The sequence below is a fragment of the Luteimonas sp. J29 genome (assembly GCF_000472505.1).
In the GTDB taxonomy this organism is placed as follows: domain Bacteria; phylum Pseudomonadota; class Gammaproteobacteria; order Xanthomonadales; family Xanthomonadaceae; genus Luteimonas.
On record NZ_AWZR01000002.1, the window covers coordinates 229,784 to 254,775 of the forward strand.

General features: G+C 69.0%; 21 protein-coding genes and 2 tRNA genes. 8 read left to right on the plus strand and 15 right to left on the minus strand.

Translation table 11 applies throughout. The annotated features are described in order from the left end of the window. Window positions 1-235 precede the first annotated feature (235 nt). Both LUTJ29_RS0103900 and LUTJ29_RS0103905 read left to right on the plus strand, forming a co-directional pair. Window positions 236-2,926, plus strand: coding sequence for a TonB-dependent receptor (locus tag LUTJ29_RS0103900; RefSeq protein ID WP_027071403.1), 2,691 nt, complete (start codon window positions 236-238; stop codon window positions 2,924-2,926). Window positions 2,927-3,550: 624 nt separating this feature from the next. After that, window positions 3,551-3,625: transfer RNA gene (locus LUTJ29_RS0103905), tRNA-Val, on the plus strand. Window positions 3,626-3,702: 77 nt separating this feature from the next. On the opposite strand, the gene uvrB is transcribed toward LUTJ29_RS0103905, so the two are convergent. Beyond that, the gene (gene uvrB / locus LUTJ29_RS0103910) at window positions 3,703-5,736 is read right to left on the minus strand and encodes an excinuclease ABC subunit UvrB (RefSeq protein ID WP_027071404.1); all 2,034 of its coding nucleotides are present in this window, start codon (window positions 5,734-5,736) and stop codon (window positions 3,703-3,705) included. A gap of 148 nt (window positions 5,737-5,884) precedes the next feature. On the opposite strand from uvrB, the gene LUTJ29_RS0103915 reads away from it, so the two are divergent. Further along, entirely contained in the window at window positions 5,885-6,415 is a 531-nt protein-coding gene (locus LUTJ29_RS0103915) for a GspH/FimT family pseudopilin (protein WP_027071405.1), read from the plus strand. 68 nt (window positions 6,416-6,483) lie between these two features. Beyond that, a tRNA-Asn gene (locus tag LUTJ29_RS0103920) sits at window positions 6,484-6,560 on the plus strand. Window positions 6,561-6,618: 58 nt separating this feature from the next. On the opposite strand, the gene LUTJ29_RS0103925 is transcribed toward LUTJ29_RS0103920, so the two are convergent. Genes LUTJ29_RS0103925 through LUTJ29_RS16040 form a run of 6 tightly spaced genes read right to left on the minus strand, consistent with a single transcriptional unit; the run spans window position 6,619 to window position 13,085 of the window. Then, window positions 6,619-7,017: a type IV pilin protein gene (locus tag LUTJ29_RS0103925; RefSeq protein WP_043740340.1), complete on the minus strand. Its 399-nt coding sequence runs from the start codon at window positions 7,015-7,017 to the stop codon at window positions 6,619-6,621. A gap of 23 nt (window positions 7,018-7,040) precedes the next feature. Further along, complete coding sequence (locus LUTJ29_RS16035) at window positions 7,041-10,649, minus strand: PilC/PilY family type IV pilus protein (RefSeq protein ID WP_084524621.1); 3,609 nt, start codon at window positions 10,647-10,649, stop codon at window positions 7,041-7,043. Between the two features lie 3 nt (window positions 10,650-10,652). Further along, a complete protein-coding gene (locus tag LUTJ29_RS0103935; protein WP_027071407.1) occupies window positions 10,653-11,183 on the minus strand; it encodes a PilX N-terminal domain-containing pilus assembly protein in 531 nt (176 codons plus the stop codon). Further along, window positions 11,180-12,046: a prepilin-type N-terminal cleavage/methylation domain-containing protein gene (locus tag LUTJ29_RS0103940; protein WP_027071408.1), complete on the minus strand. Its 867-nt coding sequence runs from the start codon at window positions 12,044-12,046 to the stop codon at window positions 11,180-11,182. Before LUTJ29_RS0103940 ends, LUTJ29_RS0103935 begins: the two co-directional genes overlap by 4 nt. Beyond that, window positions 12,043-12,528 carry a prepilin-type N-terminal cleavage/methylation domain-containing protein gene (locus LUTJ29_RS0103945; RefSeq protein ID WP_232221144.1) on the minus strand — a complete coding sequence of 162 codons (486 nt, stop codon included), beginning with the start codon at window positions 12,526-12,528 and terminating at the stop codon, window positions 12,043-12,045. The genes LUTJ29_RS0103940 and LUTJ29_RS0103945 overlap by 4 nt, the downstream gene beginning before the upstream one ends. Further along, complete coding sequence (locus tag LUTJ29_RS16040) at window positions 12,525-13,085, minus strand: GspH/FimT family pseudopilin (RefSeq protein ID WP_051322678.1); 561 nt, start codon at window positions 13,083-13,085, stop codon at window positions 12,525-12,527. Before LUTJ29_RS16040 ends, LUTJ29_RS0103945 begins: the two co-directional genes overlap by 4 nt. Before the next feature lie 146 nt (window positions 13,086-13,231). Here LUTJ29_RS16040 and LUTJ29_RS0103955 point away from each other — a divergent pair, with 146 nt between their 5' ends. Continuing rightward, the gene (locus LUTJ29_RS0103955) at window positions 13,232-14,254 is read left to right on the plus strand and encodes a histidine kinase (protein ID WP_027071410.1); all 1,023 of its coding nucleotides are present in this window, start codon (window positions 13,232-13,234) and stop codon (window positions 14,252-14,254) included. A 7-nt stretch (window positions 14,255-14,261) separates the two neighbouring features. Here the strand turns inward: LUTJ29_RS0103955 and ppnN are convergent, their stop codons facing one another. The 5 genes from ppnN to grxD form a co-directional block, all read right to left on the minus strand. Beyond that, window positions 14,262-15,653 carry a nucleotide 5'-monophosphate nucleosidase PpnN gene (ppnN, locus tag LUTJ29_RS0103960; protein ID WP_027071411.1) on the minus strand — a complete coding sequence of 464 codons (1,392 nt, stop codon included), beginning with the start codon at window positions 15,651-15,653 and terminating at the stop codon, window positions 14,262-14,264. A gap of 101 nt (window positions 15,654-15,754) precedes the next feature. Further along, window positions 15,755-18,994, minus strand: a complete 3,240-nt coding sequence (locus LUTJ29_RS0103965; protein WP_027071412.1) for a TonB-dependent receptor — start codon at window positions 18,992-18,994, stop codon at window positions 15,755-15,757. A gap of 243 nt (window positions 18,995-19,237) precedes the next feature. Beyond that, window positions 19,238-19,837 (minus strand): YhgN family NAAT transporter, encoded by a 600-nt coding sequence (locus LUTJ29_RS0103970; RefSeq protein ID WP_027071413.1) that lies wholly within the window; start codon window positions 19,835-19,837, stop codon window positions 19,238-19,240. Then, complete coding sequence (locus LUTJ29_RS18605) at window positions 19,834-20,541, minus strand: SDR family NAD(P)-dependent oxidoreductase (protein WP_027071414.1); 708 nt, start codon at window positions 20,539-20,541, stop codon at window positions 19,834-19,836. The genes LUTJ29_RS0103970 and LUTJ29_RS18605 overlap by 4 nt, the downstream gene beginning before the upstream one ends. After that, complete coding sequence (gene grxD, locus LUTJ29_RS18610) at window positions 20,538-20,858, minus strand: Grx4 family monothiol glutaredoxin (RefSeq protein WP_027071415.1); 321 nt, start codon at window positions 20,856-20,858, stop codon at window positions 20,538-20,540. Before grxD ends, LUTJ29_RS18605 begins: the two co-directional genes overlap by 4 nt. A gap of 88 nt (window positions 20,859-20,946) precedes the next feature. On the opposite strand from grxD, the gene LUTJ29_RS16045 reads away from it, so the two are divergent. After that, entirely contained in the window at window positions 20,947-21,585 is a 639-nt protein-coding gene (locus tag LUTJ29_RS16045) for a Fe-Mn family superoxide dismutase (protein ID WP_051322679.1), read from the plus strand. Here LUTJ29_RS16045 and LUTJ29_RS0103990 read toward each other — a convergent pair. Continuing rightward, entirely contained in the window at window positions 21,563-22,705 is a 1,143-nt protein-coding gene (locus LUTJ29_RS0103990) for a 5-(carboxyamino)imidazole ribonucleotide synthase (protein ID WP_027071416.1), read from the minus strand. The genes LUTJ29_RS16045 and LUTJ29_RS0103990 overlap by 23 nt on opposite strands. 8 nt (window positions 22,706-22,713) lie before the next feature. Beyond that, window positions 22,714-23,217 carry a 5-(carboxyamino)imidazole ribonucleotide mutase gene (gene purE / locus LUTJ29_RS0103995; protein ID WP_027071417.1) on the minus strand — a complete coding sequence of 168 codons (504 nt, stop codon included), beginning with the start codon at window positions 23,215-23,217 and terminating at the stop codon, window positions 22,714-22,716. A gap of 56 nt (window positions 23,218-23,273) precedes the next feature. Here purE and LUTJ29_RS0104000 point away from each other — a divergent pair, with 56 nt between their 5' ends. Beyond that, on the plus strand, window positions 23,274-23,543 hold the full coding sequence (locus LUTJ29_RS0104000; RefSeq protein ID WP_027071418.1) for a Trm112 family protein: 270 nt from the start codon (window positions 23,274-23,276) through the stop codon (window positions 23,541-23,543). Window positions 23,544-23,594: 51 nt separating this feature from the next. Continuing rightward, on the plus strand, window positions 23,595-24,464 hold the full coding sequence (gene nadC / locus LUTJ29_RS0104005) for a carboxylating nicotinate-nucleotide diphosphorylase (RefSeq protein WP_027071419.1): 870 nt from the start codon (window positions 23,595-23,597) through the stop codon (window positions 24,462-24,464). Window positions 24,465-24,679: 215 nt separating this feature from the next. Here nadC and LUTJ29_RS0104010 read toward each other — a convergent pair whose 3' ends face one another. After that, the gene (locus LUTJ29_RS0104010; protein WP_027071420.1) at window positions 24,680-24,928 is read right to left on the minus strand and encodes a type B 50S ribosomal protein L31; all 249 of its coding nucleotides are present in this window, start codon (window positions 24,926-24,928) and stop codon (window positions 24,680-24,682) included. Between the last annotated feature and the right edge of the window lie 64 nt (window positions 24,929-24,992).

The window sequence follows — 24,992 nt, forward strand, 5'->3', positions numbered from 1 at the left end:
CTTGCCACACGCGGCGCGCCGCTTGCGTTCGCGCCGCGCGCCCACCTGTCCCTGAAACCCCTGATTTTCCAGCGGCGAACGCGCATGAATACGTATGCAGGAAGGCGCTGCGCGCGTCGCGGGCCTCTACCATTGCCGCAAGCCCGGCGCATGCCGACCGTCCGGTCGTGACGCGAATCGAATGGCGGGCCGGACCAGACGAATCCACGACAACATTGCCTTTCGGGAGGGGAAGATGTTGCATCCAAGACGCACCCTGCTGAGCTCCGCGCTCGCATCCGCAATCCTGCTGTCGTCGCCGCACGCATTCGCGCAGGACGCCGGCACCGCACCCTCCGACGACGAGGCCATCGAACTCGACCGGGTCGTCGTCTCCGGCATCCGATCCTCGATCGAACGCTCGATCGACACCAAGCAGACCTCGACCTCGATCGTCGAAGCGATCTCCGCCGAGGACATCGGCAAGCTCCCGGACGCCAGCATCGCCGAGTCGATCGCGCGCCTGCCGGGCCTGACCGCGCAGCGCGAGCGCGGCCGCGCCACCCAGATCAACATCCGCGGCTTCGCCGGCGACTTCTCCACCGCCACGCTCAACGGCCGCGAGCAGGCGAGCACCGGCGACAACCGCGGCGTCGAGTTCGACCAGTACCCGTCCGAACTGCTGAGCCAGGTCGTCATCTACAAGACCCCGGACGCGGCACTTGTCGGACAGGGCCTGTCGGGCACGGTGGACCTGCAGACCGTGCGCCCCCTGTCGTTCGACGAGCGGGTGATGAGCGTCAACGCCCGCTACGAGCGCAACAGGATCCGCGACCAGAAGGAGAACGGGCACCGCCTGAGCGCGACCTACATCGACCAGTTCGCCGACGGCACTTTCGGCGTGATGCTGGCGGTCTCGAGGATGGACAGCCCCCAGCCCGGTTTCCAGAACGAGGTCTGGGGCTTCACCGACGGGCCCGATGGCACCACCGTGCTGGGCGGCGGCAAGCTCTACCGCTTCGACAACGCGCACGAGCGCACCGGCGTCGCGGCCACGCTCCAGTTCAAGCCCAACGACGTCTACGAAGGCAGCCTGGACTGGTTCCACTCCCGGTTCGAGAAGACCGAGATCAAGACCGGCATGGAGTTCGGCACCCTCTGGGGCAGCGGCGTGCTGCGACCGGGCTATACGGTGGCCGGCAACGGCACCATCGTCGACAGCACCTGGGACGACGTCTCGCCGGTGATCCGGATGGACAGCAACCCCATCGACGACCGCCTCGATTCGATCGGCCTGAACAACAAGTTCCACATCGGCGACCACTGGCTGGTGAACTTCGATCTGTCCAAGTCCGACGTCGAGCGCAGCTTCCGCGTGCTCGAGACCTATGCCGGCGTGGCCAGCAACAACGGCTACACCACGCTCCATGCCAGCCTCGATCCGGGCGGCCTGTTCTACAACTACGTGCTCGGCCAGACCTTCGACAACCCCGATACCCTGGTCCTGACCGACTCCGGCGGCTGGGGCCAGGACGGCTACATCAAGGACTTCGGCGTCAACGACCGGATCCGCGCAGTGCGCCTGAACGCCATCCGCAGCTTCGACGAAGGGTTCCTCCGCTCGATCGACTTCGGCGCGAACCACAGCAAGCGCACCAAGGACAAGGCTTCGATCGAGGCCAAGCTGTGCCTCACCGACTGCAGCGGCGGCCGCTTCGGCGTGACCGCGCCCTTCCCCGGCGGCATCCAGGACTTCAACTTCGGCGGCATCGGCCGGCTCGGCGTGTACGATGCCAACGCGATCCTGGATTCGGGCCTCTACAACTTCGTCTACAACTACCACGAGGACATCGCGGCCAAGAACTGGGAGGTCGAGGAAGAGCAGACGACGGTATACGTCAAGGCCGACATCGATACCGAGCTCGGCGGCATGCCGCTGCGCGGCAACGTCGGCGTGCAGAAGATCTACGTCGACCAGTCGTCGCTGGGCTATTCCACCTTCGAGGGCAACCCGGCGGGCAGCGGGGTCACCGACGGCATCGACTACTCGGTGACCTTGCCGAGCCTGAACCTGGGGCTCGAATTCCTGCCCGAGACCGTGCTGCGCCTGGGCCTGGCCCGGCAGATGGCGCGCCCGCGCATGGACCAGCTCACCGCCGGCATGAACGTCGGCATCGACGTCACCCGCGGCGAGTGGTCCGCCGGCGGCGGCAACCCGCGCCTGCGCCCATGGCTCGCGGACGCGGTCGACGTCTCGCTGGAGAAGTACTTCACGACCGCCGCCGGCAACCGCGGCTACGTCGGCGCGGCCTGGTTCCACAAGGACCTCAAGACCTACATCTACAACCAGGATGTCGCGTTCGACTTCAGCGACTTCCCGCTGCCGCCGCCGATCCCGGGCCAGGACGTCTATCCCGACTCGCCGATCGGCCGCATCAACCAGCCGTTCAACGGCGAGGGCGGCACGATCCGGGGCCTGGAGCTGACAGCCTCGGTACCGCTGGACGTGCTGTGGGCACCGCTGGACGGCCTGGGCATCATCGCCACCTACTCCGACACCGACAGTTCGATCCATCCCAACGGCCCGGGTACCAGCGAGCCGATCAGCGGCCTGTCGAAGTACGTGTCGAACGCGACGGTCTACTACGAGCGCGGCGGATTCTCGATCCGCTACAGCCGCCGCACCCGTTCCGACTTCCGCGGCGAGACCCGCGGCTTCGGCGCCGACTACCAGACCATCAGCATCGCCGGCGAGACCGTGCAGGACGCACAGGTGAACTACACCTTCAACCACGGCCCGCTGGAAGGCCTGTCGCTGTACCTGCAGGTGAGCAACATCGGCGACGAGCCGTTCGCCGCCTACAACGACGGCGACCCGGCCAACCGCCCGGAACGCTACTTCGAGTACGGGCGCACCACCCTGGTGGGCTTCAGCTACCGCTTCTGACGGCTCCCGCAGCCCACGCCGCCCGGGTCCCTCCGCCGGGCGACGCCTGGCCCCCGCCGGCTCCTCCGCCGCGGGGGCTTCTTTTTCCCGGGTTCTCCGGGGCTTTGCCTCCGAACTGCAGTGCCATCAGCGGCGTGCGGCCACGCTTGGGGGATTTGCGCGAAGGGGCTGGAGGCATCGAGCGGCGGCCGCGCCGGCCCCCACCCCGGCCCTCCCCCGCAAGCGGGGGGAGGGAGCGACATGGCGGGCGATGTGCGTGGTACGGCACAGACGTCGAGCGTGCTCCCCCCTGTGGCGTCCCGGGCGCCATCCGGCAGCGCCGCTGGACCTGCCGGCTCCGCGGCGAGGCGGGACATGCACCGGGCGGTCAGCGTGCCTCTGGCGCCGAGGCGAGGCGGGACATGCGCCAGGCAGTCGGCATGCCTCTGCGCCGGGGCCGTCGGTCGCTCCGCCCGGTGACTGACCGGCTTTCCGCTCGGCCATGTCGATACGCCCTCCCCCGCTTGCGGGGGAGGGCCGGGGTGGGGGCGTGGGGCGACTGGCAAGCCATGCCGCCCCGATCGGTTGTCCCCGCCCCCCCGCCTGCGCTAGAATTCGCGCCCCTGCGCGGTTCGCGCAGCGGCCGGGCGGTTAGCTCAGCGGTAGAGCACTACCTTGACATGGTAGGGGTCACAGGTTCGAACCCTGTACCGCCCACCACGCTCCTCGCGTGGATCCCCTGGAACGCCTCCCCGCACCTTGCCGCGCCGCCGTGGCCCGAGACGGGCCCGGGCCGCTCACGACCCGGCCAGCGCAGCTTCCTTGATCCTGCGGATCTCGTCGCGCACCCGCGCCGCTTCCTCGAACTCGAGGTCGCGGGCGTGCTGGTACATCTGCTGTTCGAGCGCCTTGAGGCGGGCCGCCAGCTTGACCGGGTCGAGCGCCGCGTAGTCCTCCGTTTCGTCGGCCACCCGGCGTGCCTTGCCGGCCGCCGCGCTCGCCGCCGCGGGCTCGTCGCGGGCGCCTTCCATGATGTCCATCACCGCGCGCACCACCGACTTCGGGGTGATGCCGTGCTCGGCGTTGTACTCGATCTGCTTCTGGCGGCGGCGGTCGGTTTCCTCGATCGCGGCCTGCATGGAGCGCGTCACCGTGTCGGCGTACAGGATCGCCTTGCCGCGCACGTTGCGCGCCGCGCGGCCGATGGTCTGGATCAGCGAGCCGGTCGAGCGCAGGAACCCCTCCTTGTCGGCGTCGAGGATGGCCACCAGCGACACTTCGGGCATGTCCAGGCCCTCGCGCAGCAGGTTGATGCCCACCAGCACGTCGAACTTGCCCAGGCGCAGGTCGCGGATGATCTCCACCCGCTCCACCGTGTCCACGTCCGAGTGCAGGTAGCGCACGCGCACGTCGTGCTCGCCGAGGTACTCGGTGAGGTTCTCGGCCATGCGCTTGGTCAGGGTCGTGATCAGGACCCGGTCGCCCATCGCCACGCGCTTGTTGATCTCGCCCAGCACGTCGTCCACCTGGGTCGCGACGGGGCGGATCTCGACCTCCGGGTCGATCAGGCCGGTCGGGCGCACGACCAGCTCGACCACCTGCCCCTGCGACTTCTCCAGCTCGTACTTGCCCGGCGTCGCCGAGACGAAGATCGTGCGCGGAGAGCGCGCCTCCCATTCCTCGAACTTCAGCGGCCGGTTGTCGAGCGCCGACGGCAGCCGGAAGCCGAACTCCACCAGGGTCTCCTTGCGCGAGCGGTCGCCCTTGTACATGGCGCCGATCTGCGGGACGGTGACGTGCGACTCGTCGACCACCAGCAGCGCGTCCGGCGGCAGGTAGTCGAACAGGCACGGCGGCGCCTCGCCCGGCATCCGCCCGGTGAGGTGGCGCGAATAGTTCTCGATGCCGTTGCAGTAGCCGACCTCGGCCATCATCTCCAGGTCGAACTGGGTGCGCTGCTGCAGGCGCTGGGCCTCGACCAGCTTGTTCTGGGCGTAGAACTGCTCCAGCCGCTCGGGCAGCTCGCGCTTGATCGCCTCGATCGCGTCGAGCGTGGTCCGGCGCGTGGTGACGTAGTGCGACTTGGGGTAGATGGTGTAGCGCGGCAGCGTCCGGCGGGTCTCGCCGGTGAGCGGATCGAACAGGGTCAGCTTCTCGATCTCGCCGTCGAACAGCTCGATGCGCAGCGCCTCGTCGTCGGATTCGGCCGGGTGCACGTCCACCACCTCGCCCCGCACGCGGTAGGTGCCGCGACGCAGCTCGGTGTCGTTGCGGGTGTACTGCATCTCGGTCAGGCGCCGGATCAGCTCGCGCTGGTCGATGCGCTCGCCGCGCACCATGTGCAGCACCATCTTGAAGTACTCGTTCGGGTCGCCCAGGCCGTAGATCGCCGACACGGTGCAGACGATGATCGCGTCGCGCCGTTCCAGCAGGGCCTTGGTCGCCGACAGGCGCATCTGCTCGATGTGCTCGTTCACCGAGCTGTCCTTCTCGATGAAGGTGTCGGTGGACGGCACGTAGGCCTCGGGCTGGTAGTAGTCGTAGTAGCTGACGAAGTACTCGACCGCGTTGTGCGGGAAGAACTGCTTGAACTCGCCGTACAGCTGCGCGGCCAGGGTCTTGTTCGGGGCCATCACCAGGGTCGGCTTCTGCACCCGCTCGATGACGTTGGCGATGGTGTAGGTCTTGCCCGAGCCGGTGACGCCGAGCAGCGTCTGCGCGGCCAGGCCGGCCTCGAAGCCGTCGACGAGCTTCTCGATCGCCTGCGGCTGGTCGCCGGCGGGCTGGTACGGCGCAACGAGCTGGAAGGTGGCGGGATGCGGGCTGGTCATCGGGGGGCGTGGGCGCGGGCCATCCAGTGTAACGATCCACCGTGATGGGGCCTGGGACGGCGTTTTCCTACCCCTGCCGCGCGGGCATTCCGATGGTGGCGTTCATGTCCGGCGGGCAGTCTCGACCCGGGGCCACGGAGGGCTTGGCATGCGCGCCGGACAGGCAGGACATACGCTGGTCGAACTGGGGCTGGTGCTTGCGATCCTCGGGATCTGCGCGGCGCTGGCGGTGCCCGCCATGGGCAGCCTGCTGGAGCGGCACCGGGCGACGGCCGCGATGGATGCGCTCGCCACCCAGCTGCAGCTGGCGCGGATGGCCGCCATCACCTACCGCCAGCCGGCGGTGCTCTGTCCCTCCAGCGACGGCACGGGCTGCGACGGCCTCCCGGACTGGAGCGGTGGCTGGCTGCTGTTCCTGGATGCCGACGGCAACCGGCAGCCCGATGCCGGGGAAGAGGTGATCCGGGTGGAGCGCGCGCCCACCAGCCGGCATCTGCGGGTGCTGGCCACGGCCGGGCGCCGCCAGGTCCGCTACACGCCCGACGGCCGCAGCGCCGGCAGCAACGTCACGATCTCGGTCTGCGGCGCCGACGGGCTCCTGCTGGGCGCCGTGATCGTGAACAACATGGGTCGCCCCAGGCGGTTCCGCCCCGTGTCGCCGCAGCCCTGCCCCGACTGAACCGGGCCGCCGCAACCGCCGTCCCGGCTTGCCCCGTCCGGGGACGGCGTCTTACAATCTTCCGCCCCGCCCGAATAGCTCAGCCGGTTAGAGCACTTGACTGTTAATCAGGGGGTCGTTGGTTCGAGTCCAACTTCGGGCGCCAGATCCAGAGCAAGAGGCCCGCGGCGATGCGGGCCTCTTGCGTTTCCGGCGCTGCCGGATCACCAGCAGCCCGGGGTGGCCGGCGATTTCGTCCCGGCCTGGTCGAGGCTCAGGGTGCCGCACGAATCGCCCGACTGCTTCCCGATCGGCGTCGCCGTGATCGTGTAGGTCTTCGCGTCCACGTCGGCGGTGGCCATCGAGTAGAAGCGGAGCACGTCCGGGTCGCAGCGGTCGTCGAGTTCGTCCGCCGACGGCGCCCCGACGTAGGTGAGCGCGGTGGTGTAGTAGCGCTCCATCCCCTGCGCCATGGTCGCCGCGCACGCCGCCGCGCCCGCGCGGCGCGACTTGCGCACGTGCTCGTTGTAGCTCGGCAGCGCGATCGACGCCAGGATCCCGATGATCGCCACGACGATCATCAGCTCGATGAGGTTGAAGCCCGCCGCGCGGCGGCCAGACATGCCCTTGGAGTGTCGCTGCACTGTCAATCCCCCCTGATTTCACGCCACGACGCACGGTCCCAGCGTGGTGCCAAGGTCCGGGTTCCATCATTCCTGGATGGACCACCCACAACGCCGGCGGATCCGCCCACGACGAGCCGACCTCGCAGAAGATTCGGCAGCGTCGGCATGCCGGCCCCCAGGTTGATTGACCCAACTGGCACCGCAGGATCTCCCACCAGTTCATCGGCAGTTGAGCCATCCCCATCAAGGTCGAAGTACGAACCACCGGCGCTGGTTCCAGTAAAGGCGTCTAGAGCATTGACGAAACCGCTGCCGCCCGACTCACAGGCATCCCCACTAGGAATGATACTGGCCGTGATCAGGAATGTAGACACTATCTGGGCATCCTGGATGATGCGTTCACCACGACCGGGCAGGTCGATGTACCAGCCCTTCGAATCTGCGGGGAGTGGCGCTCTGGATTCGAATCCGCGGACCGGGAAGCCTTCGACCGTGCCAGTTACCTGCACGGTTCGACGTGTCAGGTCCTCCCTAGCAACCTCCTCATCCTCGTCGACGAAACCATACAGGCTCTGCACCGCAACACTGGCCACGTCTCCCTGGGTCATGAAGCGACCTGTACCGAAGAATACCCAGCGCTTGTTGGTGAGCGGGTGAACAGCAACAGTCAGCCCGCCGCTGATGGGCTGAGCCAGACCGTCCTCGTCCACGGCCGCGAAAAGCTGCTTGGCCGTCCAGCTCGCTGCCGAATCGCCAGTGAGATCGAATTTCCAGACGTTACCTTGCATGTCTCCCGCATAGACGTATGCGAGCGTCCGCCCGTCGGACCCTAGCACGCCAGCAGGCGCCGAAAGGCCATTGTCCACCCCGGTCGGCCCGACCGGAATCTCGCCGACCACGCTTCCGTCCGCCAAGTCCAGAATGATAAGGGCAGCCCTTCCGCTGGCGCTATTCACCCCATTACCGAGAACAACCACATCCTTGCTCGTGCCACCCACGTTCAGCTTGGTAAGGATTGGCCTCCCCTGCACCAGCCCCATGTTCTCGTTCGGCGTGTCGCGTACCTCCCACAGGACGTTGTTGCCCTCGCCGAAGCTGGTCGGCACAGTGACGTCCAAGGCAAACAACCCCTTTCCGCCCTTTCCGAGGGTACCCACCAAGAGGTTCTTGCCTGGCGTCTGTTGTCGCGAGGTAACCACGATCGGCCCGTCGACGAAATAGCGATGTCCATAATCGGGCCGGCTGAGGTCGGACAGATTGCGCCAGTTGATGATCCCCGGGATGTAGGCAAAGAGTTCATCACCACTCGCCGCGTCAAAAGCATGCAGCATCCCGTCGTTCGCGCCAATGTAAACGGTGCCCGTATCCTCCACGTATGCAGGCGAAGAACCGACGATATCGCCCAGCAGGTGATTGCGATTACGCAGGGAACCACCCTCGCTCATTTCAAGCGAGCGGTCACCAGCGATGTAGGCGGCGTTCTGCTCTCCGGAAACCGGCGCCTCCAGAACTGGACCAGGCCTTGCCAGGCTCTCGAGCTGAGCCTCCGTCGCCTCTGATGGGAAGCTCCGTGGCGCCTGGTTGGGGGTCGTTACGGAGTGATTAGCTCCATCGAAGTGTCCATTCGAAGTAAACACCTTCCGCCCGGTCGTCGGGATTCCCTTCGATGCACACCAGCCGTTGCCCGGTTGCGATGGCCCGGAACAATCCACTGCATCGACACCGTCAGCGATGCTGACTGATTGCGATCGCAGTTCACCGGTCCAGACGTTGGACACGTAGTTAGCCTGGAAGACGCGCGTGCCCGCGTCCAACGAGGTCGAATTCGCCGCCACGTTGGAGAACGAGCCGACCCGCTCCACGATTTCGTTGAGGGCGGCCTGCAGCGCCTGCCTGAAGGTATCCGGGTCACTGGCGGCAACGAACCGGCCACGGCTGTTGACGGTTGCATGCCACAGATCGTCGATACGGTCCGCATCTTCGCGATCCATCGGATTAGTCCAGAGGGGCGAATCGGGCGCCGGCGGCGGATTGGTGACTTCCATGTTGCCACGCAGGCCAATCGAGATCCCGAATGTCACCATGTGCTGCCAGTTCGCGGGGTTGGACGCCGTGGTAGGCACCTTGTTCGGCAGCCCATTCCCCCCGTCGCGCAGGTCGGTGATGTAATAGTGGCGTGCGATGTCGGCCAGGGTCGTGTGGTTGCCATCACCGTCCGCGTCTCCGATTCCCGAGAAGGCGCCGCTGTCGTTCCAGTAACCGTCGGTAGTGAGGATTGCGAAGCTCTGCCGACACGCCAACTGGTCGGCGGGCTGGCCGGGGCCCCACGGGCCGTTACTGTCCGAGCGCGTGAAGTAGTCACCGACGGCCTTGAGCGTGGTGCGCAAGGGGGTGCTACCGTCCTTCACAACCTCCGATTGCACACTCGAAAACCAGTTCGTCTTGTTGGCGCCCTCGAACAGACCATTGTTGTTGTTGACGGGAATAACAACCTGTGTGCTGTCCGCCCTCAGACCTGTGGGCCGATCATTAATCGGGGTATAACCCACACGCATCTCGCGGCTCAGGCCTGCGAAAGCCTCGGATGCTCCCGCCTTGGCCGTTTTCAGCCGCGTGCGGTAGTAGGAGTACCAGGTTGCAAAATTCTCCAGCTCCTGTGCTTGGGTGCGCGCAGGGTTCGGCACCGCCGCGGCCTGTGTCTCAACCAGCGCATCTATCCATACGCCGGAGAAGTTCGCGCTATTTCCGCTTCCAGATCCATCGCGCCTCAGAGTCGCACGCCATATTCCCGTTTGGGGATTTGGGATCGAGCAGGTTTCTCCCCCATTCCCATCCTGGGAAGTACACGTTGGCCTGGAATCGTTAGCTCGGTACACGTCCAGACGGACCCTGCTGTTGCCCCCGGTGGTGAACACGCGCAGATTGGCGGCGCCGGCAGGGACCGTGATGTTCACCGACGCGACTTCATTGTTGTTCGTCGATGAATATGGGCCGGCCGGCAGCGCAAGATTCGCGGCCGGCCTGTTGTACTCGTGCCTGACCACTTGTCCAGCGGCACTGATGCTGTACTTGTCGTAGTCTGCCGGATCCGGGTTCATCGACGGCACGACGCCATCGTGAGGAACGTAGAAGATGGACTCGGTGTTTGCACGCAAGTCGCGCGTGCTTCCCGATGCCAGATTCCAACTGCTATACACGGCGTCAACAGATGTGCCGCCGGTCATGCGTTCGCCGTCTGCCCTCATCCATGGCTGGTAAGTGACCCAAGGGTTGTAGTAGATGCCGTTATTCAGGTACGACCTGTCCATTGGATCGTCCCGCAAACCAGTGCGGTCGGCACCCGTGGGGGTACCGTTATAACCAGACGGCTGGACGTCGTTATTGGTGTTCTGCGGAAGCGTCGGCATCGACACCATGGCCATCGAACCGGAGTTGTCCAGGATGAACATGATGTTGGGAGGCACGCGGGAACCGGTCGTCAGCGGCGCGTCGGGGATAACGATGGCCGCGGCGCCGGGAAAGGCCAATAACGTCGTCACGAACGTAAGCGGCGCGGCCCACCAGCGCCTAGCGTTTGAACGAGGCTTCCCGGTGCGGCAGACGGTGGAATGGATCTTGTCAGACTTCATGGCTCAGGTCCCCGGGTCCGGGATGCGACTGATGACGTTGGCTTGCATCATCACGTTCGCGCGGCCCTCGCTGCGGGTGCGCGCCGTGATGCGGTACATCGGACTGAAACAGTCGAGCGAGGGCGGCAGCTGGTCGCAGCTGCCCTTCTGCGCCGGCCCCTGGCCCAGGTATTCGATCCAGTACTCGGGCGGATCCGGGATCTGGTCATCGTAGGTGCCGGCCGGCATCGCCTGCCAGTTGGGCGCGGAGCCGGTCGGACAGATGCCCTGGTTGGCGCAGCTGGTCGCGTCGGGCTCCGTGGTGTCCCAGTCGCCGCCACCCAGCACCTCGTTCTGGGCGTAGCGAAGCGCCGCCTCGGTCGCCTGCACCGCGAGGTTGCGGTCGCGCAGGTTCGCGCTCATGCGTTCCTGCATGGCCGAGCTGCGCAGCACCGCGATGCCGAGCACGGACACCGCGACCAGCAGGACCAGGACGACCACCAGCGACACGCCGCCCTGGCGGTCGCGCGAATGGATTCGTGCGTCGTGGGTCACAGCGTCCGCCCCCTCATGCTGACCACGTTGGACATGGTGCGCTCGATGGTGTTGCCTTCGAGGTCGTCACCCTGCAGCGTCATGTTGATGCGTACCGCGATGACGTCGTTCCAGTTCGCGGGCGCGGCCGTGTAGTTGGTGGCGCCGTCGCGCAGGTACTCCAGCGCGAGCGCCTGCACCCCTTCCGCGACTTCCTCCGGATCGCCGCCGTTGCGCGCGACGAACAGCGAGCGGCCGCCGCGCCCGTTGTCCTGCACGAACCAGCGGGCGTCCCGGTAACGGGCCAGCACGACCGCCGCTGGTGGCGCGTACTGGTCGCTGGTCGGGACGTACCCGCCCGGCAGCGCGGCGAAGTTGACGGTGCGCCCCGACATCGACGTGGCCTGGACGATATGCGTCTTGCGCGCGTTGCACAGGATCAGGTAGTCGTTGACCCGGAACACGTCGCTGGCCTCGTCCACGTCGTCGGAATGCAGCGTGACCGACGTGCTGGTCGAATTGACCACGCGATAGGCGGTGTCGTCGCCGGAGACCACGCGCAGCGAACTCGCGTTGCCCGTGACCGCATTGTCGCGGAACCGCTCGGCGCGCTCGTCCGCGCCTTCCACCACCGAGAAGTTCGAGCACGCCGAACCGCCCGCGGCGCGGATGTCGCGCGACATCAGTTCGAACGCCACCCGCGCGCTCTCCTGGATGCGGCCCAGGCCCTCGTGGGAACGGTAGGTCAGCTGGCTGGACTGGAAGATCGCGAAGGCGGCGCCGATGACGATCACGCCCAGCACCATCGCGACCATCAGCTCGGTCAGGCCGAAGCCCGCCGTGGAGCGGGCGCGGACGAAGCCGGGGACTGTCGGGTGGCTCATATGGTCGTCCTGGTCGAGAATTCACGCTCGGCGCCGCCGCCCGCACGCGAGTCGTCCCAGCGCACGGTGACCTCGCAGTCGTCGGGGCATCCGGTGATCTGGGCGCAGGTGGTGGTGTCGGCGTCGCTCCCGGTGATCGAGATCTTGAGGTTGCTCATCCACGCGGCCATGTCGTTCGCGGCGAGCGTGCCGGCCGCGGCCGGCACCGCGCACACCATCGCGCCCGTGTTGTAGGAAGCGGCATTGGCGCGGTTGGCGCGCATCGCCTCGATGATGGCGTTGGTCTGGATCACCGCCTGGCTCGCCTCCAGCGAGCTCTGGCCGCCGCGCAGCGCGAGCGACTGCATCGCCGCCACGCCGAGCAGGCCGATGCCGAGGATCACGACCGACACCAGGATCTCGATCAGGCTCAGGCCGGCCTGGTGGCGCCGGCCCGAAAGCGCGGGAACGCGGCGGCGCCGGGTGGGGATGTTCGGGATCACGGGCACTCTCCTCCGCCGCTGGCCTTCTCGGTGCGGTGGCCGCCGCTCAGCATCACGGTGATCTCGCGCTGGTTGGCCGCCGGGTAGCTGGTGGGCAGGCAGACGACGAGGGTTTCCTCGCCGTCGGTCACGCCCGAGGAGCGGAACACGATGCCGTCCGCCGGGCCCTGCAGCTGGATGCCGCCGGTGGTGGTCTCGTCGCGGATGACGTCGATCACCTCGCTGCCGCCCTCGGACGCGACGTTGTCGCGGCCGATGACGATCCAGCGGTTCCAGTCGGTGCTGCTGGCGCAGGTCTGGCCGTCGTTCGAGGCGCACACGGTGACCCTGGCCCCGCGCCGGATCGCTTCCGACCGGGCCAGCTGCAGCGAGGCGATCATGTTGTCGGTGGCGGTGTTGATCCGGTTGACGTTGATCATCCCGGCCATCGCCGGCACGCCCACCACCGCCAGGATGGCGATGACAGCCACCGTCACCATCAGCTCGATCAGGGTAAAGCCCGCCTGCGGGCGGCGGCCGCGGCCGACGCGCTGGCGGGTTCGATGGACGTTCTGCATGCAGCTTCCCCCAATGCCCCGGGCACCCTATCCCCCGTGACCGCCGCGCTCCAGCCCCGGGGAGACGAACGGCACATGGAAGGGGCTGGATGGCTAAACTCCGGTCGGCGCGGCCCTTTCCCGGGCCCAGGACCCGCCCGCCCACCATGTCGACGCCCGACAGTCCCCGCCCGCTCGACCTGCTCTGGCAGCCGGGCACCCTGCTGTGGATCGTCCTCGCCGGCGAGGCGCTCGCGACCGTGCTCGCGCTCGCGCCGGGGGTCGACGGCGGGCGGCTGGCCTACTTCGGCATGGCCTCGTTCGCGATCCAGTGGGTCTTCATCATGTCGCTGTGCCTGCTCTACCTGGCGCGGCGCTGGCTCGGGCGCGCCTCGCCTCCGGTGATCGCGCAGGCCGGCCTGGCCGCGCTGCTGGCCAGTACCTGGGTGGTGGTCGGGCTCGGGCGCGCCCTGTTGCCCGGGCTGGGCCTGGCCCCGGCTTCGGGCTGGTCCGTGTTCACGCTCCAGGTCACGCTGATGGCGCTGACCGTGGGCCTGCTGGCGCTGGCCGCGTTCCAGGCCCAGTGGCGGGCACGCCAGCTGGCCTTGCGCGCCAAGCAGGCCGAGCTCGATGCGCTCCAGGCGCGGATCCGGCCGCACTTCCTGTTCAACGCGCTCAATACCGGGATCGCCCTGGTGCACGCCCGCCCCGGCGAGACCGAACAGCTGCTGCTGGACCTGAGCGACCTGTTCCGTGCCGCGATCTCCGGCCGCGAGCAGGTGCCGCTGGCCGAGGAACTGTCCCTGACCCGTCGCTACCTGGAGATCGAGCGGCTGCGCTTCGGCGACCGGCTGCAGGTCGAATGGGACGTGCCGGACGGGTCCGCACTCGACGGCGTCGGGATCCCGCCCCTGTCGATCCAGCCGCTGGTGGAGAACGCGATCAAGCACGGCATCGAACCGGCGCGCGGCGGCGGCAGCGTCTCGATCACGCTGCGCCGCTCCGACGACGGGGTGGTGGTCACCGTATCCAACCCCGCGCCTCCGGATGCGGCCGCGTCCGCCGGCCACGGCATCGGCCTGAGCGCGGTGCGCTCGCGGATCCAGGTGTTCACCCTCGGCCAGGGCGGCGTCAGCACCGCGGTCGAGGACGGCCGCTACGTGGCGCGGCTGTCGCTCCCGACACCCTGAGCCGCGCTCAGGCGACGACCTGGTAGCAGGGCCGGTACTCGCCCGAGATCTTCATCCGGCGCTGCTCGACGAAGGCGCGCAGCAGGTCGTCGAGCGCCTCCATGATGTCCGGATCGCCGTGGATGCGGAACGGCCCGTGGCGTTCCACCCGGCGCATCCCGTGCTCCTTGACGTTGCCGGCCACGATGCCGGAGAAGGCGCGCCGCAGGTCGGCGGCCAGGTCCTGCGGGCGGCGGCCGTGGCGCAGGTCGAGCGCGGCCATCGCTTCGTGGGTCGGATCGAAGGGCTGCTGGTACTCGAGCGGGATGTCCAGGCCCCAGTTGAAGTAGAACGAATCCTTCTGCGCGATCCGGTACTCGCGCACCTTGCGGATGCCCGCGGCCATGCGCTTGGCCACCCGCTCGGGGTCGGCGACGATGATCTCGTAGCGCGACGCGGCCTCTTCGCCCAGCGTCAGCCGGATGAACTGGTCGATGCGCTCGAAGTACGGCGCGGCCGCGGTCGGGCCGGTGAGGATGAAGGGGAACGGCAGCTGCGCGTTCTCCTCGCGCAGCAGGATCCCGAGCAGGTACAGGATCTCCTCCGCGGTACCCACGCCGCCCGGGAACACGATGATGCCGTGGCCGATCCGGACGAAGGCCTCCAGGCGCTTCTCGATGTCCGGCATGATCACCAGCTGGTTGACGATCGGGTTCGGCGACTCGGCGGCGATGATCCCCGGCTCGGTGATGCCGATGTAGCGCGCGCGGCGCCTGCGCTGCTTGGCGTGGGCGATGGTGGCGCCCTTCATCGGGCCCTTCATCGCGCCCGGGCCGCAGCCGGTGCAGATGTCCAGGCCGCGCAGGCCGAGCTCGTAGCCGACGTTCTTGGTGTACTGGTACTCCTCGCGGCCGATCGAGTGGCCGCCCCAGCACACGACCAGGTTCGGCTCGGTCGGCTGCAGGATGCGCGCGTTGCGCAGCAGGCCGAACACCGCTTCGGTCAGTTCGGCCGACGTCGTGGGCTGCCAGGCGTCCTCGCCCAGCTCGATCGCGGTCCAGGCCAGGTCGCGCACGACCGCGAACAGCAGCTCGGCCACGCCGCGGATCAGTTCGCCGTCGACGAAGGCCATGGCCGGGGCGTTGGTCAGCTCGATCCGCAGGCCGCGGTCGTGCTGCTCGACGTGGATGTCGAACGAGGGGTACAGCTCCTGCGCGGCGCGCGGGTCGTCCGAGGCGCTGCCGCTGGTCAGCACCGCGAGCGCGCAGCGGCGCAGCAGGTCGTGCATGCCGCCCGAGGAGGCGTCCTTGAGCCGCGCGACCTCGTCGCGCGACAGGATGTCCAGTGCGCCGCGGGGATAGAGCCGGGTGCTCACCACGGGCAGGGATGTGGCCGTCGCCTCGGTCGTGTGCTGTTCCATTCGGGTCCTCGTGGTCGTGCGGCACGGACTGTAGCGCTCCGCGCCCGCAAAGGAAAACGGCCGGGTCGCCCCGGCCGTCTTCCATGCCCTCCGGCTGGCGGTCAGAACTGGTAGCGGAAGGTCAGCATCGCCGACCAGCGCGACACCAGGCGGTTGGGGAACGCCGCGCTGGCGTCGTAGTCGGTCAGCGGCTGGACGTTCGGGATCTCGACTTCCGGGGTGGCCGGGTTGTCGCGGCCCAGGTCGTAGACGTAGGTGCCGTCCGGGTTGATGCCGGCCAGGACCACCAGGTTGCGGGTGTCAAAACCGCCCACGCTGTGGGTCACGCCCCAGTCCCTGTCGAGCAGGTTCAGGAAGTTGTAGATGTCGAGGCGGATGACCGACTTGTGGCCCTTGAAGAAGCCCGGCAGCTCCTGCTGGATGCCCAGGTCGACCTGGTTGACCCACGGCAGCCGGTCGCCGTTGCGGTTGGCGATGGTGCCGCGGCGGGAATCCAGGTACGGGTTGCGGGCGATGAACTCGTGGAACGCCGCGATCTGCTCCGGCGTCGCCGAGCCGTAGCTCACCCGCGGGTCGTCGACCAGCGGGATGTACGCCGGATCCTGGTTCACGCCGTCGCCGTTGGCGTCGCGCACGCCCGCCTGGGTGTTGAAGATCCAGGTGTAGGGCAGGCCGTCGCGGCCGTTGTAGTACGCCGTGACGCTGGTCTTGTAGTCGCCGAAGAACGCGTGCTCCCAGCCCAGCGAGGCCTTGATCGAGTTCCGGATCTCGCGCGAGGCGATGCTGGCGATCTCCTCGTTCGGGTTGATGCGCGAGACGAACTGGTAGCTCGACCACGCCTGCGAGCTGCCGTCCGAACCGACCTCGGTGGCCTTGGTGTAGGTGTAGCTGAGGTTGGCGTACCAGCCGTTGGCCAGCGGCTTGTCCAGGGCGAAGGTCACCGCCAGCGACTCGCCCTTGTCGGTGTTGCCCAGCAGGGTCGAATCCCAGTCGAACTGGCTGGCGCGACCGCAGTTCTTGTTGCCGCTGCTGGTGTTGCCGAGCGTGCACCAGTAGCTGCCGCGGCCGTCGGCGAGCTGCCCGGTCGGCGCGTCGTACAGGCCGGTCTCGGGGTTGTAGGCGCCGATGTTGGTGGCGCGGTAGTAGACGCCGTCCTTGTTCTTCAGGTACTGCGCCTCGACCGTACCCACCAGGCCCCACCACGGCAGCTCGGCGTCGTAGCCCAGGCTCACCTTCCACACGGTCGGGAGCTTGAAGTCGGGGTCGATGGCGTCGACCTGGTAGGCCGCGCTGGAGGCGCCGCCGCTCGGGATCGGCTGGTTGTACGGATCGGCGCTGAACGGCGCGTCTTCCGGGTCGAACGAGGTGTACGAGACCGCGGTGACGCCGTTGTTCTGGTACGGGTTGGCCAGCCACACGAACGGCGGCACGCTCTGGAACAGGCCCACGCCGCCGCGCAGCTGCGAGTAGCGCGGGGTGTCGAACAGGTAGTTGAACGACACGCGCGGCAGCACGACCTTGTTGTCGCTGCCCAGCTTGTAGTTGTTCGGGAAGCCGAAGGTCTCCTCGAAGCCCGGGGTGCGCTCGGGGGCCTTGTTGGCGCGCGGGATGTTGACGCGCACGCCGTAGGTCAGCGACAGCTGGTCGGTAGCCTGCCAGGTGTCCTGGATGTACGGGCTGAACTGGCTGTAGACCAGCGCGGCGGCGGTGTCGGCCTCGGTGTAGCCATCGGCCGGGCGGCGGATGGTGTAGCGGCTGTAGTTGCGGGCCGCGAAGTCCTCCAGGCTATCGAACAGGTACTCGCCGTGCAGGGTCTTGCCGTACAGGTTGAACACGTCGTGGCGCAGGTAGTCCACGCCGCCCTTGATGGTGTGGTTGTCGAGGAACAGCGTGCCCACCAGCGAGGCGGTGACGCGGTCGGTGTTGATCTGGTTCTCGTGGCGGTTGTCGTCCTCGCCGATGAAGATCCGGCCACCCGGCACGGTGACGATCGCCTCGGTGTTCTTCACCGACGCGCCGTTGATCTGGTCGAAGCGCTGGCGGCTGACCTTGAACTCGGTCGAGAAGCGGTCGGTCCAGTCGCTGAACAGCTGCAGGCTGGTGTTCCGGGTGACGTTGTCGATGTTGTACCAGTGGTTGGTCAGGACCGCGGTGTCGGTGAACACGTCGTACGGGGACGGACGGTTCTCCTCGGTCTGCTGGTAGGTCAGGCTGGCGCGGTGGTACTCGTTGATGTTCCAGTCGATCTTGGCCAGGTAGCGCTTGTTCTCGAGGTTCACGCCGAGCGCGCCGTAGGCGTTGTCGCGCATGCCGAGCTCATTGGCGATGCGGATCGCCTCGTTGACGTCGTCGATCGAGATCCTGCCGGTGGAGACGCCGTCCTCGGGGGTGGCGCCGCCGAAGTCGGAGACTTCCTGCTCCTCGTAGGAGGCGAAGAAGAACAGGCGGTCCTTGATGATCGGGCCGCCGAAGGTCACGCCGCGGACCTCGTCCTTGTCGAACAGGGCGTAGTCCTCGCCGTTGCGCGAGGCCACCATGCTGCTGGCGTCCTTGAGCGCGTAGTACACCGAACCGTGGAACTCGTTGGTACCCGACTTGGTCACCGCGTTGATGGTCGCGCCGACGCTGTCGGAGGTGACGTCGTAGTCGGAGATCTTCAGGTCGTACGCCGCGATGGTGTCGACCGAGATCGGCGAGTTGGTGTACGGCATGCCGTTGGAGTTCAGGCCGAAGGGGTCGCCCTGCGACAGGCCATCGACGGTGATGCTGTTGAAGCGGTTGTTCACGCCGGCCACCGAGATCGCTCCCGAGGCCTGGTCGAGCACCTGGATGCGCGGGTCGAGGCGGGCCACGTCGTCGATCGAGCGGTTGCCCTGCGGGGTGATCTCCATCTTGCGGCCGTCGACCGAGGTGCCGACGCCCTTGTTCTCGGTGCTGAACACTGCCGAGCCGCCGGTGGCGATCGCGGTCACCGTGGCGAGGGTGGTCAGGTCGCCGGTGAGGGTCGCGTTGACCGTGTTCGCCTGGTTCAGCGACAGGTACACGTTGTCCTCGGTGCGGGTGCCCTCGCCGGCCTTGGTGATGGTGATCTCGTATGGACCGCCCACGCGCAGGCCACGCGCGACGTAGCGGCCGCTGGAATCGGTGGTGGCGCGGCTGACCGTGCCCGACTCCACGTGGGTGATCACGACCTCGGCGCCGGGCACCGGCTGACCGCTGCTGTCGGTCACGAGGCCGCCGACGCCCGCGGACGTGCTCTGGGCGAAGACGGGCGCCGCGGCGAGCGCGGCAATCAGGCCGATCGACAGTTTCGAGAGTCGAAGGCGGTTGCGACTGGTCATGTGGGAGCCTCGATGTGTGGTCGTGGGAACCGGGGGGACCGGTGGAGCGTGGCCGGTGGTGCGCCTGGATGCGGCGGACACGTCAGCGCGACGTGACTGCGCCGTTAACCTCAGATTAACACATTATCGGTTGCAGATGACATGCAAACGACACCGATCGGCCAACGGAAGTCATTGACAGCGCTGGAAATTCACGCCTGATCGAGATTGTCCCGCCAAGTACTTGTCGCAGCGTAGCAAGCCTCAGCCGGACACGGTCTGCGCGATGTAGCCACTGACCCCGTCCAGGAGCATCTGGACCGAGATCGCGACCAGCAGCATGCCCATCAGGCGCTCGATCGCGCTCAGCGCGCGCGGGCCGAGCAGGCGGTACAGCCAGGGGGCGCAGAACAGGATGGCGGCGGTCGCCGCCCAGGCCAGGAACAGCGCCAGGCTCCAGTCCGCCAGGCGCTCGGGTTCGCGGCTGCCCATCAGCATCACCGCGGCCATGCCGGAAGGACCGGCGACCAGCGGGATCGCCAGCGGCACGATGAACGGCTCGCCGCCGGGGATCTCGCCCATCAGGCCTTCGGGCGGGGGGAAGATCATGCGGATGCCGATCAGGAACAGCACGATGCCGCCGGCGATCGACACCGACTCCTGGCGCAGGTGCATGACCTCCAGCGCGTACTTGCCGGCCCAGAGGAACAGCATCAGTACCGCCAGCGCGATCAGCAGTTCGCGCGCCAGCACCACCCGCTGCCGCGCCGGCTCCACCCGCCGCAGCAGGCTCAGGAACACCGGCACGTTGCCGAGCGGGTCGAGGATCAGGAACAGCAGCAGCGCCGCCGAGAGGATGGTCATGCCCCCTGCTCCGTGGCCAGCAGCGCGATGCAGGCGCCGGTGGCGCCCGACGGGTCGCGCGCAAGGCGGTCCTCGTCGGCGGCGTAGGCACGCGCGCGCAGCGGCGTGCGCAGCGGCGGCAGCGGCAGCGCGTGCACGCCGAGCCCGGGGTTCTCGGCCTGCAGCGTCGCGGCCAGCGCCTCCAGTCCCCGCTGGACCACGCCGTAGGCGCCCCAGTAGGCCGGCGCCTGGCGCGGCAGCGGGTCGACGGTGAACACGACCCGCCCGGCCGCGGACGCGCGCAGCAGCGGCAGGCAGGCCTGGGTGAGCCACCAGCGTGCGGTCAGGCCCACGTGCACGATCCGCGCGAACATCGCCGGGTCGGTGTGCTCGAGCGGGGTCAGGCCGGGGAAGACCGCCGCGCAATGCACCAGCGCGTCGAGCCGGCCGGTGGCCTCGCCCACGCGCGCGGCGAGTTCGGCGTAGTCGTCGGGCGTTGCGCCTTCCAGGTCGAGCGGGTACAGCAGCGCCTCGCCGCCGGACTGCTCGACCGCGTCGGCCACGCGCTCGAGCTTGCGCGCGTTGCGCCCCAGCAGCACCAGGCGCGCGCCCTCGCGTGCGCAGTCCAGCGCCAGCGCGCGGCCGTAGCCGCCGTAGGCGCCGGTGACCAGCACCACGCGCCCGGCGAGGCGCCGGCCCCCGGGGTTCGCCGCCGCTTCGCTCACGCCTTCTGCACTTCCGCGATCATGCGCGCCAGTTCGCCGCTCTCGTGCAGCTCGAGGGTGATCTCGCAGCCGCCGATGAGTTCGCCGTGGATGAACAGCTGCGGGAACGTCGGCCAGTTCGAGAAGCGCGGCAGGTTGGCGCGGATCTCCGGGTCGGCGAGCACGTTGATGGTGCGGAACCCGGTGGCGCCCGCGGCCTTGAGCACCTCGACCGCGCGGCTCGAGTAGCCGCACATCGGGTACTCCGGCGTGCCCTTCATGAACAGCACCAGCGGATGCGTCTCGACTTCGGCCTTGATGCGGTCCAGCACGGACATGGACACTCTCCAGTGCCGGCGCGCGCGCACCGGACGATTCGGGGGATTGCGTATTGTATTGCCTCCGCCGCCGCCCACCGACGCGACCATGCCGATCGAACCCCGCCCGCTGCCCTGCGTCCCCGCCGCGTTCGCGCCGCACCTGCCGGCGGAGGTGGTCGAGCGGCACCGGCAGGCGCAGCAGGCGACGTGCGACGCGCTCCAGGCCCTGCTCGGCGACGCGGAAGAGGCGCCTGCGCCCGAGATGCTCGCGATCGAGGCGCGCGGCGCGCTGGCGGCGCATGCCGCCCAGGCCTGGGCCGAGGACTTCCACTGGGCCGCGCTGCGCCCACCCGCCGCGTCCGGCCCCGACGGCCCGGACGGCGCCCTGGCCGCCGCCATCCAGAAGGCCTTCGGCGAGCCGCAGCGGCTGCGCGAACGCTTCGCCGAAGTGGCGGGCCGGCTCGGCGGCCCCGGCTGGCTGTGGCTGGTGCTGCGCCGCGACGACCGCCTGGCGATCATGGCCACGCCGCGCTCGGCCACGCCGCTGACCGGCGGCGACGCGCCATTGCTCGGCTGCTGCCTGTGGCCGCACGCGCTGCCCGAGGGCGAGGGTGCCCTGCAGCGCTACCTGGACGGCTTCTGGGCGCTGGTCGACTGGCGGGTGGTCGATGCCCGCCTCGAACAGGCGCGCGCGGCGCTCAAGCCTTCGCGCGGCGGCGCGGCTACGGCGCCAGCCGGGCGATGACCGGCGCCACCTGGGCCTCGCGGCCGAGCGCGGCGCCGACGCGCCCGAGGGCCGCGCGCAGGTCCGCGGGCGAGTCCGCGCGCAAGGTGGCATGGCCCACCTTGCGGCCTTCGCGGGCCTGCTTGCCGTAGTCGTGCCAGTGGCCGCCGGGCTCGCGCAGCACCGGCGCCGGATCGGGCATCGCGCCGATCCAGTTGAGCATGCAGGCATGGCCGATCATCCGGGTGGCGCCAAGCGGCAGCCCCAGCACCGCGCGCAGATGATTCTCGAACTGCGAGGTCTCGGCGCCCTCGATCGTCCAGTGGCCGGAGTTGTGCACGCGCGGGGCGAGCTCGTTGGCCAGCAGCACGCCGTCGCGGCAGAACAGCTCCAGCGCGAACACGCCGGTGTAGTCCAGGCGCTCGGCCAGGGCGCGCGCATGCGCGTGCGCCTGCGCCTCGAGCGCGGGCTCGCAGCGCGCGGGCGCCAGGCTGGCGGAGAGCACGCCGTCGACGTGCCAGTTCTCGGTCAGCGGCCAGGTGCGGAAGTCGCCGTCGCGGCCGCGCACCGCGACCACGCTCAGTTCGCGTTCGAACGGCACGAAGGCTTCCAGGATCAGGCCCACCTCGGCCGCCTGCGCGCCGAGCGCGGCCCACGCCGCGTCGACGTCGGCCGTGGCGCGGATCCGGAACTGGCCCTTGCCGTCGTAGCCCAGGCGCCTGGTCTTGAGGATGCACGGCACGCCGATGCGCGCCACCGCCGCCTCGAGCGCCTCGCGCGTGGGCACGTCGACGAAGTCCGGCACCGGGATGCCGAGCTCGCGGAACAGGGTCTTCTCGGCCAGGCGGTCCTGGGCCACGGCGAGCGCGCCCGGCCCCGGGAACACCAGGATGCGGCGCGCCAGCCACTGGGCGCTGGCGGCGGGGACGTTCTCGAAGTCGAAGGTGGCCACGCCGGCCTTCGCGGCGAACTCGGCCAGCGCCGCCTCGTCGCGGTAGTCGCCCACCAGCAGCGGCGCGCACTGGCCGGCGCAGGCGTCGGCGAAGGTGTCCATCACCAGGATCCGCAGGCCGAGCGGCGCGCCGGCCAGGGCGAGCATGCGCGCCAGCTGCCCTCCGCCGAGGATCCCGACCGTGCCCATGGCCGCGGTCACCGGCGCGGGTCGTCGTTGCCGGCCACCTCGTCGGTCTGCCGCTGGCGGAAGGAGGCGAGCGCGTCGGCGATCGCGGGGTGGTCGGCGGCGAGCATCGCGGCGGCGAACAGGGCCGCGTTGACGGCGCCGGCCTGGCCGATGGCGAAGGTCGCGACCGGGATCCCGCCCGGCATCTGCACGATCGACAGCAGCGAATCCAGGCCGTTGAGCGCGCGGCTCTGCACCGGCACGCCGAGCACCGGCACCGCGGTCTTGGCCGCGAGCATGCCCGGCAGGTGCGCGGCGCCGCCGGCGCCGGCGATGATCGCGCGCAGCCCGCGTCGTTGCGCGGTGGCCGCGTAGTCGAACAGCACGTCGGGCGTGCGGTGCGCCGACACCACCCGCACCTCATGCGCGATGCCAAGCGCCTCGAGCTTCTGCACCGCGTGCTGCATGGTGTCCCAGTCGGACCGCGACCCCATGACGACGCCGACCAGCGGGCTGGCAGGATTGACGGACATGGCTGCTCCCGTGCCTAAAGACGTATTCTAGCGGTTCGCCCACGCCGCTTCCCGCCATGGACCGCAAGCTGCTCGACCTCCTCGTCTGCCCCGCGACCCGGCAACCGCTGGCCCTGCTCGACGCCACCGGGCTGGCCGCGCTCAACGCGGCGGTGGCGGCCGGCGCCCTGCAGCGCGTGGACGGCAGCCCGCAGGCCGAACCGCTGCGCGAGGCGCTGGTCACCCGCGACCGCCGCCTGGTGTACCGGATCGACGACGGCATCCCGGTGCTGCTGGCCGAGGAAGGCATCGCCACCGGCCAGGTCCCCGACTTCCCGCGCGGCTGACCGCGCCGCTGCCGTCCGCCCGGCGCGCCTCCCGGCCGTCCACCCTCGACCATGTCCGGAACCACGCCCCCCGCCGTCGACCCGCCCGACCCGGCCATCGTCGAGGCCGACGTGGCGCGCGCGCTGGCCGAGGACATCGGCGACGGCGACGCCACCGCCGCCCTGCTCCCCGACCGCGCCGGGCGTGCCCGGCTGCTGTGCAAGGAACCCGCAGTGGTCTGCGGCCGGCCCTGGTTCGACGCCTGCCATCGTGCGCTCGACCCCGGGGTGCGCATCGACTGGCAGGTGGCCGAAGGCCAGCGCGTGGAGGCCGGGACCGTGCTCGCCGACCTGCACGGGCGCGCGCGCGCGCTGGTGACCGCCGAGCGCACCTCGCTCAATTTCATGCAGACCCTGAGCGGCACCGCCACCGCCACCGCGGCGCACGTGGAGGCCGTGCGCGGCACCGGCACGCGCATCCTCGACACCCGCAAGACCCTGCCCGGGCTGCGCCACGCGCAGAAATACGCGGTGCGCGTGGGTGGCGGCCACAACCACCGGATCGGCCTGTTCGACGCGGTGATGCTCAAGGAGAACCACGTGCGCGCGTTCGGCTCGGTCGCCGGGGCGATCCGCGCCGCACGCGCGGCGCGGCCCGAGCTGCCGCTGGTCGTGGAAGTGGAAACGCTCGACGAACTGCGCGAAGCGCTGGCCGAGGGCTGCGACCGGGTGCTGATCGACGACTTCGATCCGGTCATGCGGCGCGAGGCGGTCGCCATCGCCCGCGGCGCGCCGTTCGACGGGCGGATCCCGCTGGAGGTCTCGGGTGGCGTCGAGTTCGACGGCCTGCCCGCGATCGCCGCCGATGGCGTGGACTTCATTTCCATCGGCGGGCTGACCAAGCACGTCCGCGCGATCGACCTGTCGCTCAAGCTGGGCTGATCGGGGCCCCTGCGGCGCGTTGACCCGCCCCCGTAGGAGCGGCTTCAGCCGCGACCGGCGTGGCGCAGAACCAGCCGAAGCGCGCGGTCGCGGCTGAAGCCGCTCCTACGCGGGCAGCGCGGTCGGTGGGCACGGTCGCAGAAAGCACGACGGCCGCCCTGGGGCGGCCGTGGTGGCTGCGGCGGCGCGTCTGGCTCAGCGCGCCGGGGACGCGATCATTTCGCGTAGCGACGCTTGAACTTGTCGATGCGACCGCTGGTGTCGACGATCTTGTTCTGGCCCGTGTAGAACGGATGCGTCGCCGAGGACACTTCGACCTTGACCAGCGGGTACTCGTTGCCGTCCTCCCACTTGATCGTCTCCTTGGCGGAGGCGGCCAGCGTGGAACGGGTCAGGAACTTGAAATCGGAAGTCACGTCCTGGAAGACGACTTCGCGGTAATCGGGATGGATGTCGGCCTTCATGGGCGGGCACCGGAATTCGCGGGGTAAGCGCGGCATTCTAGCCCGCCGGCCCCGCCCGCCGCAA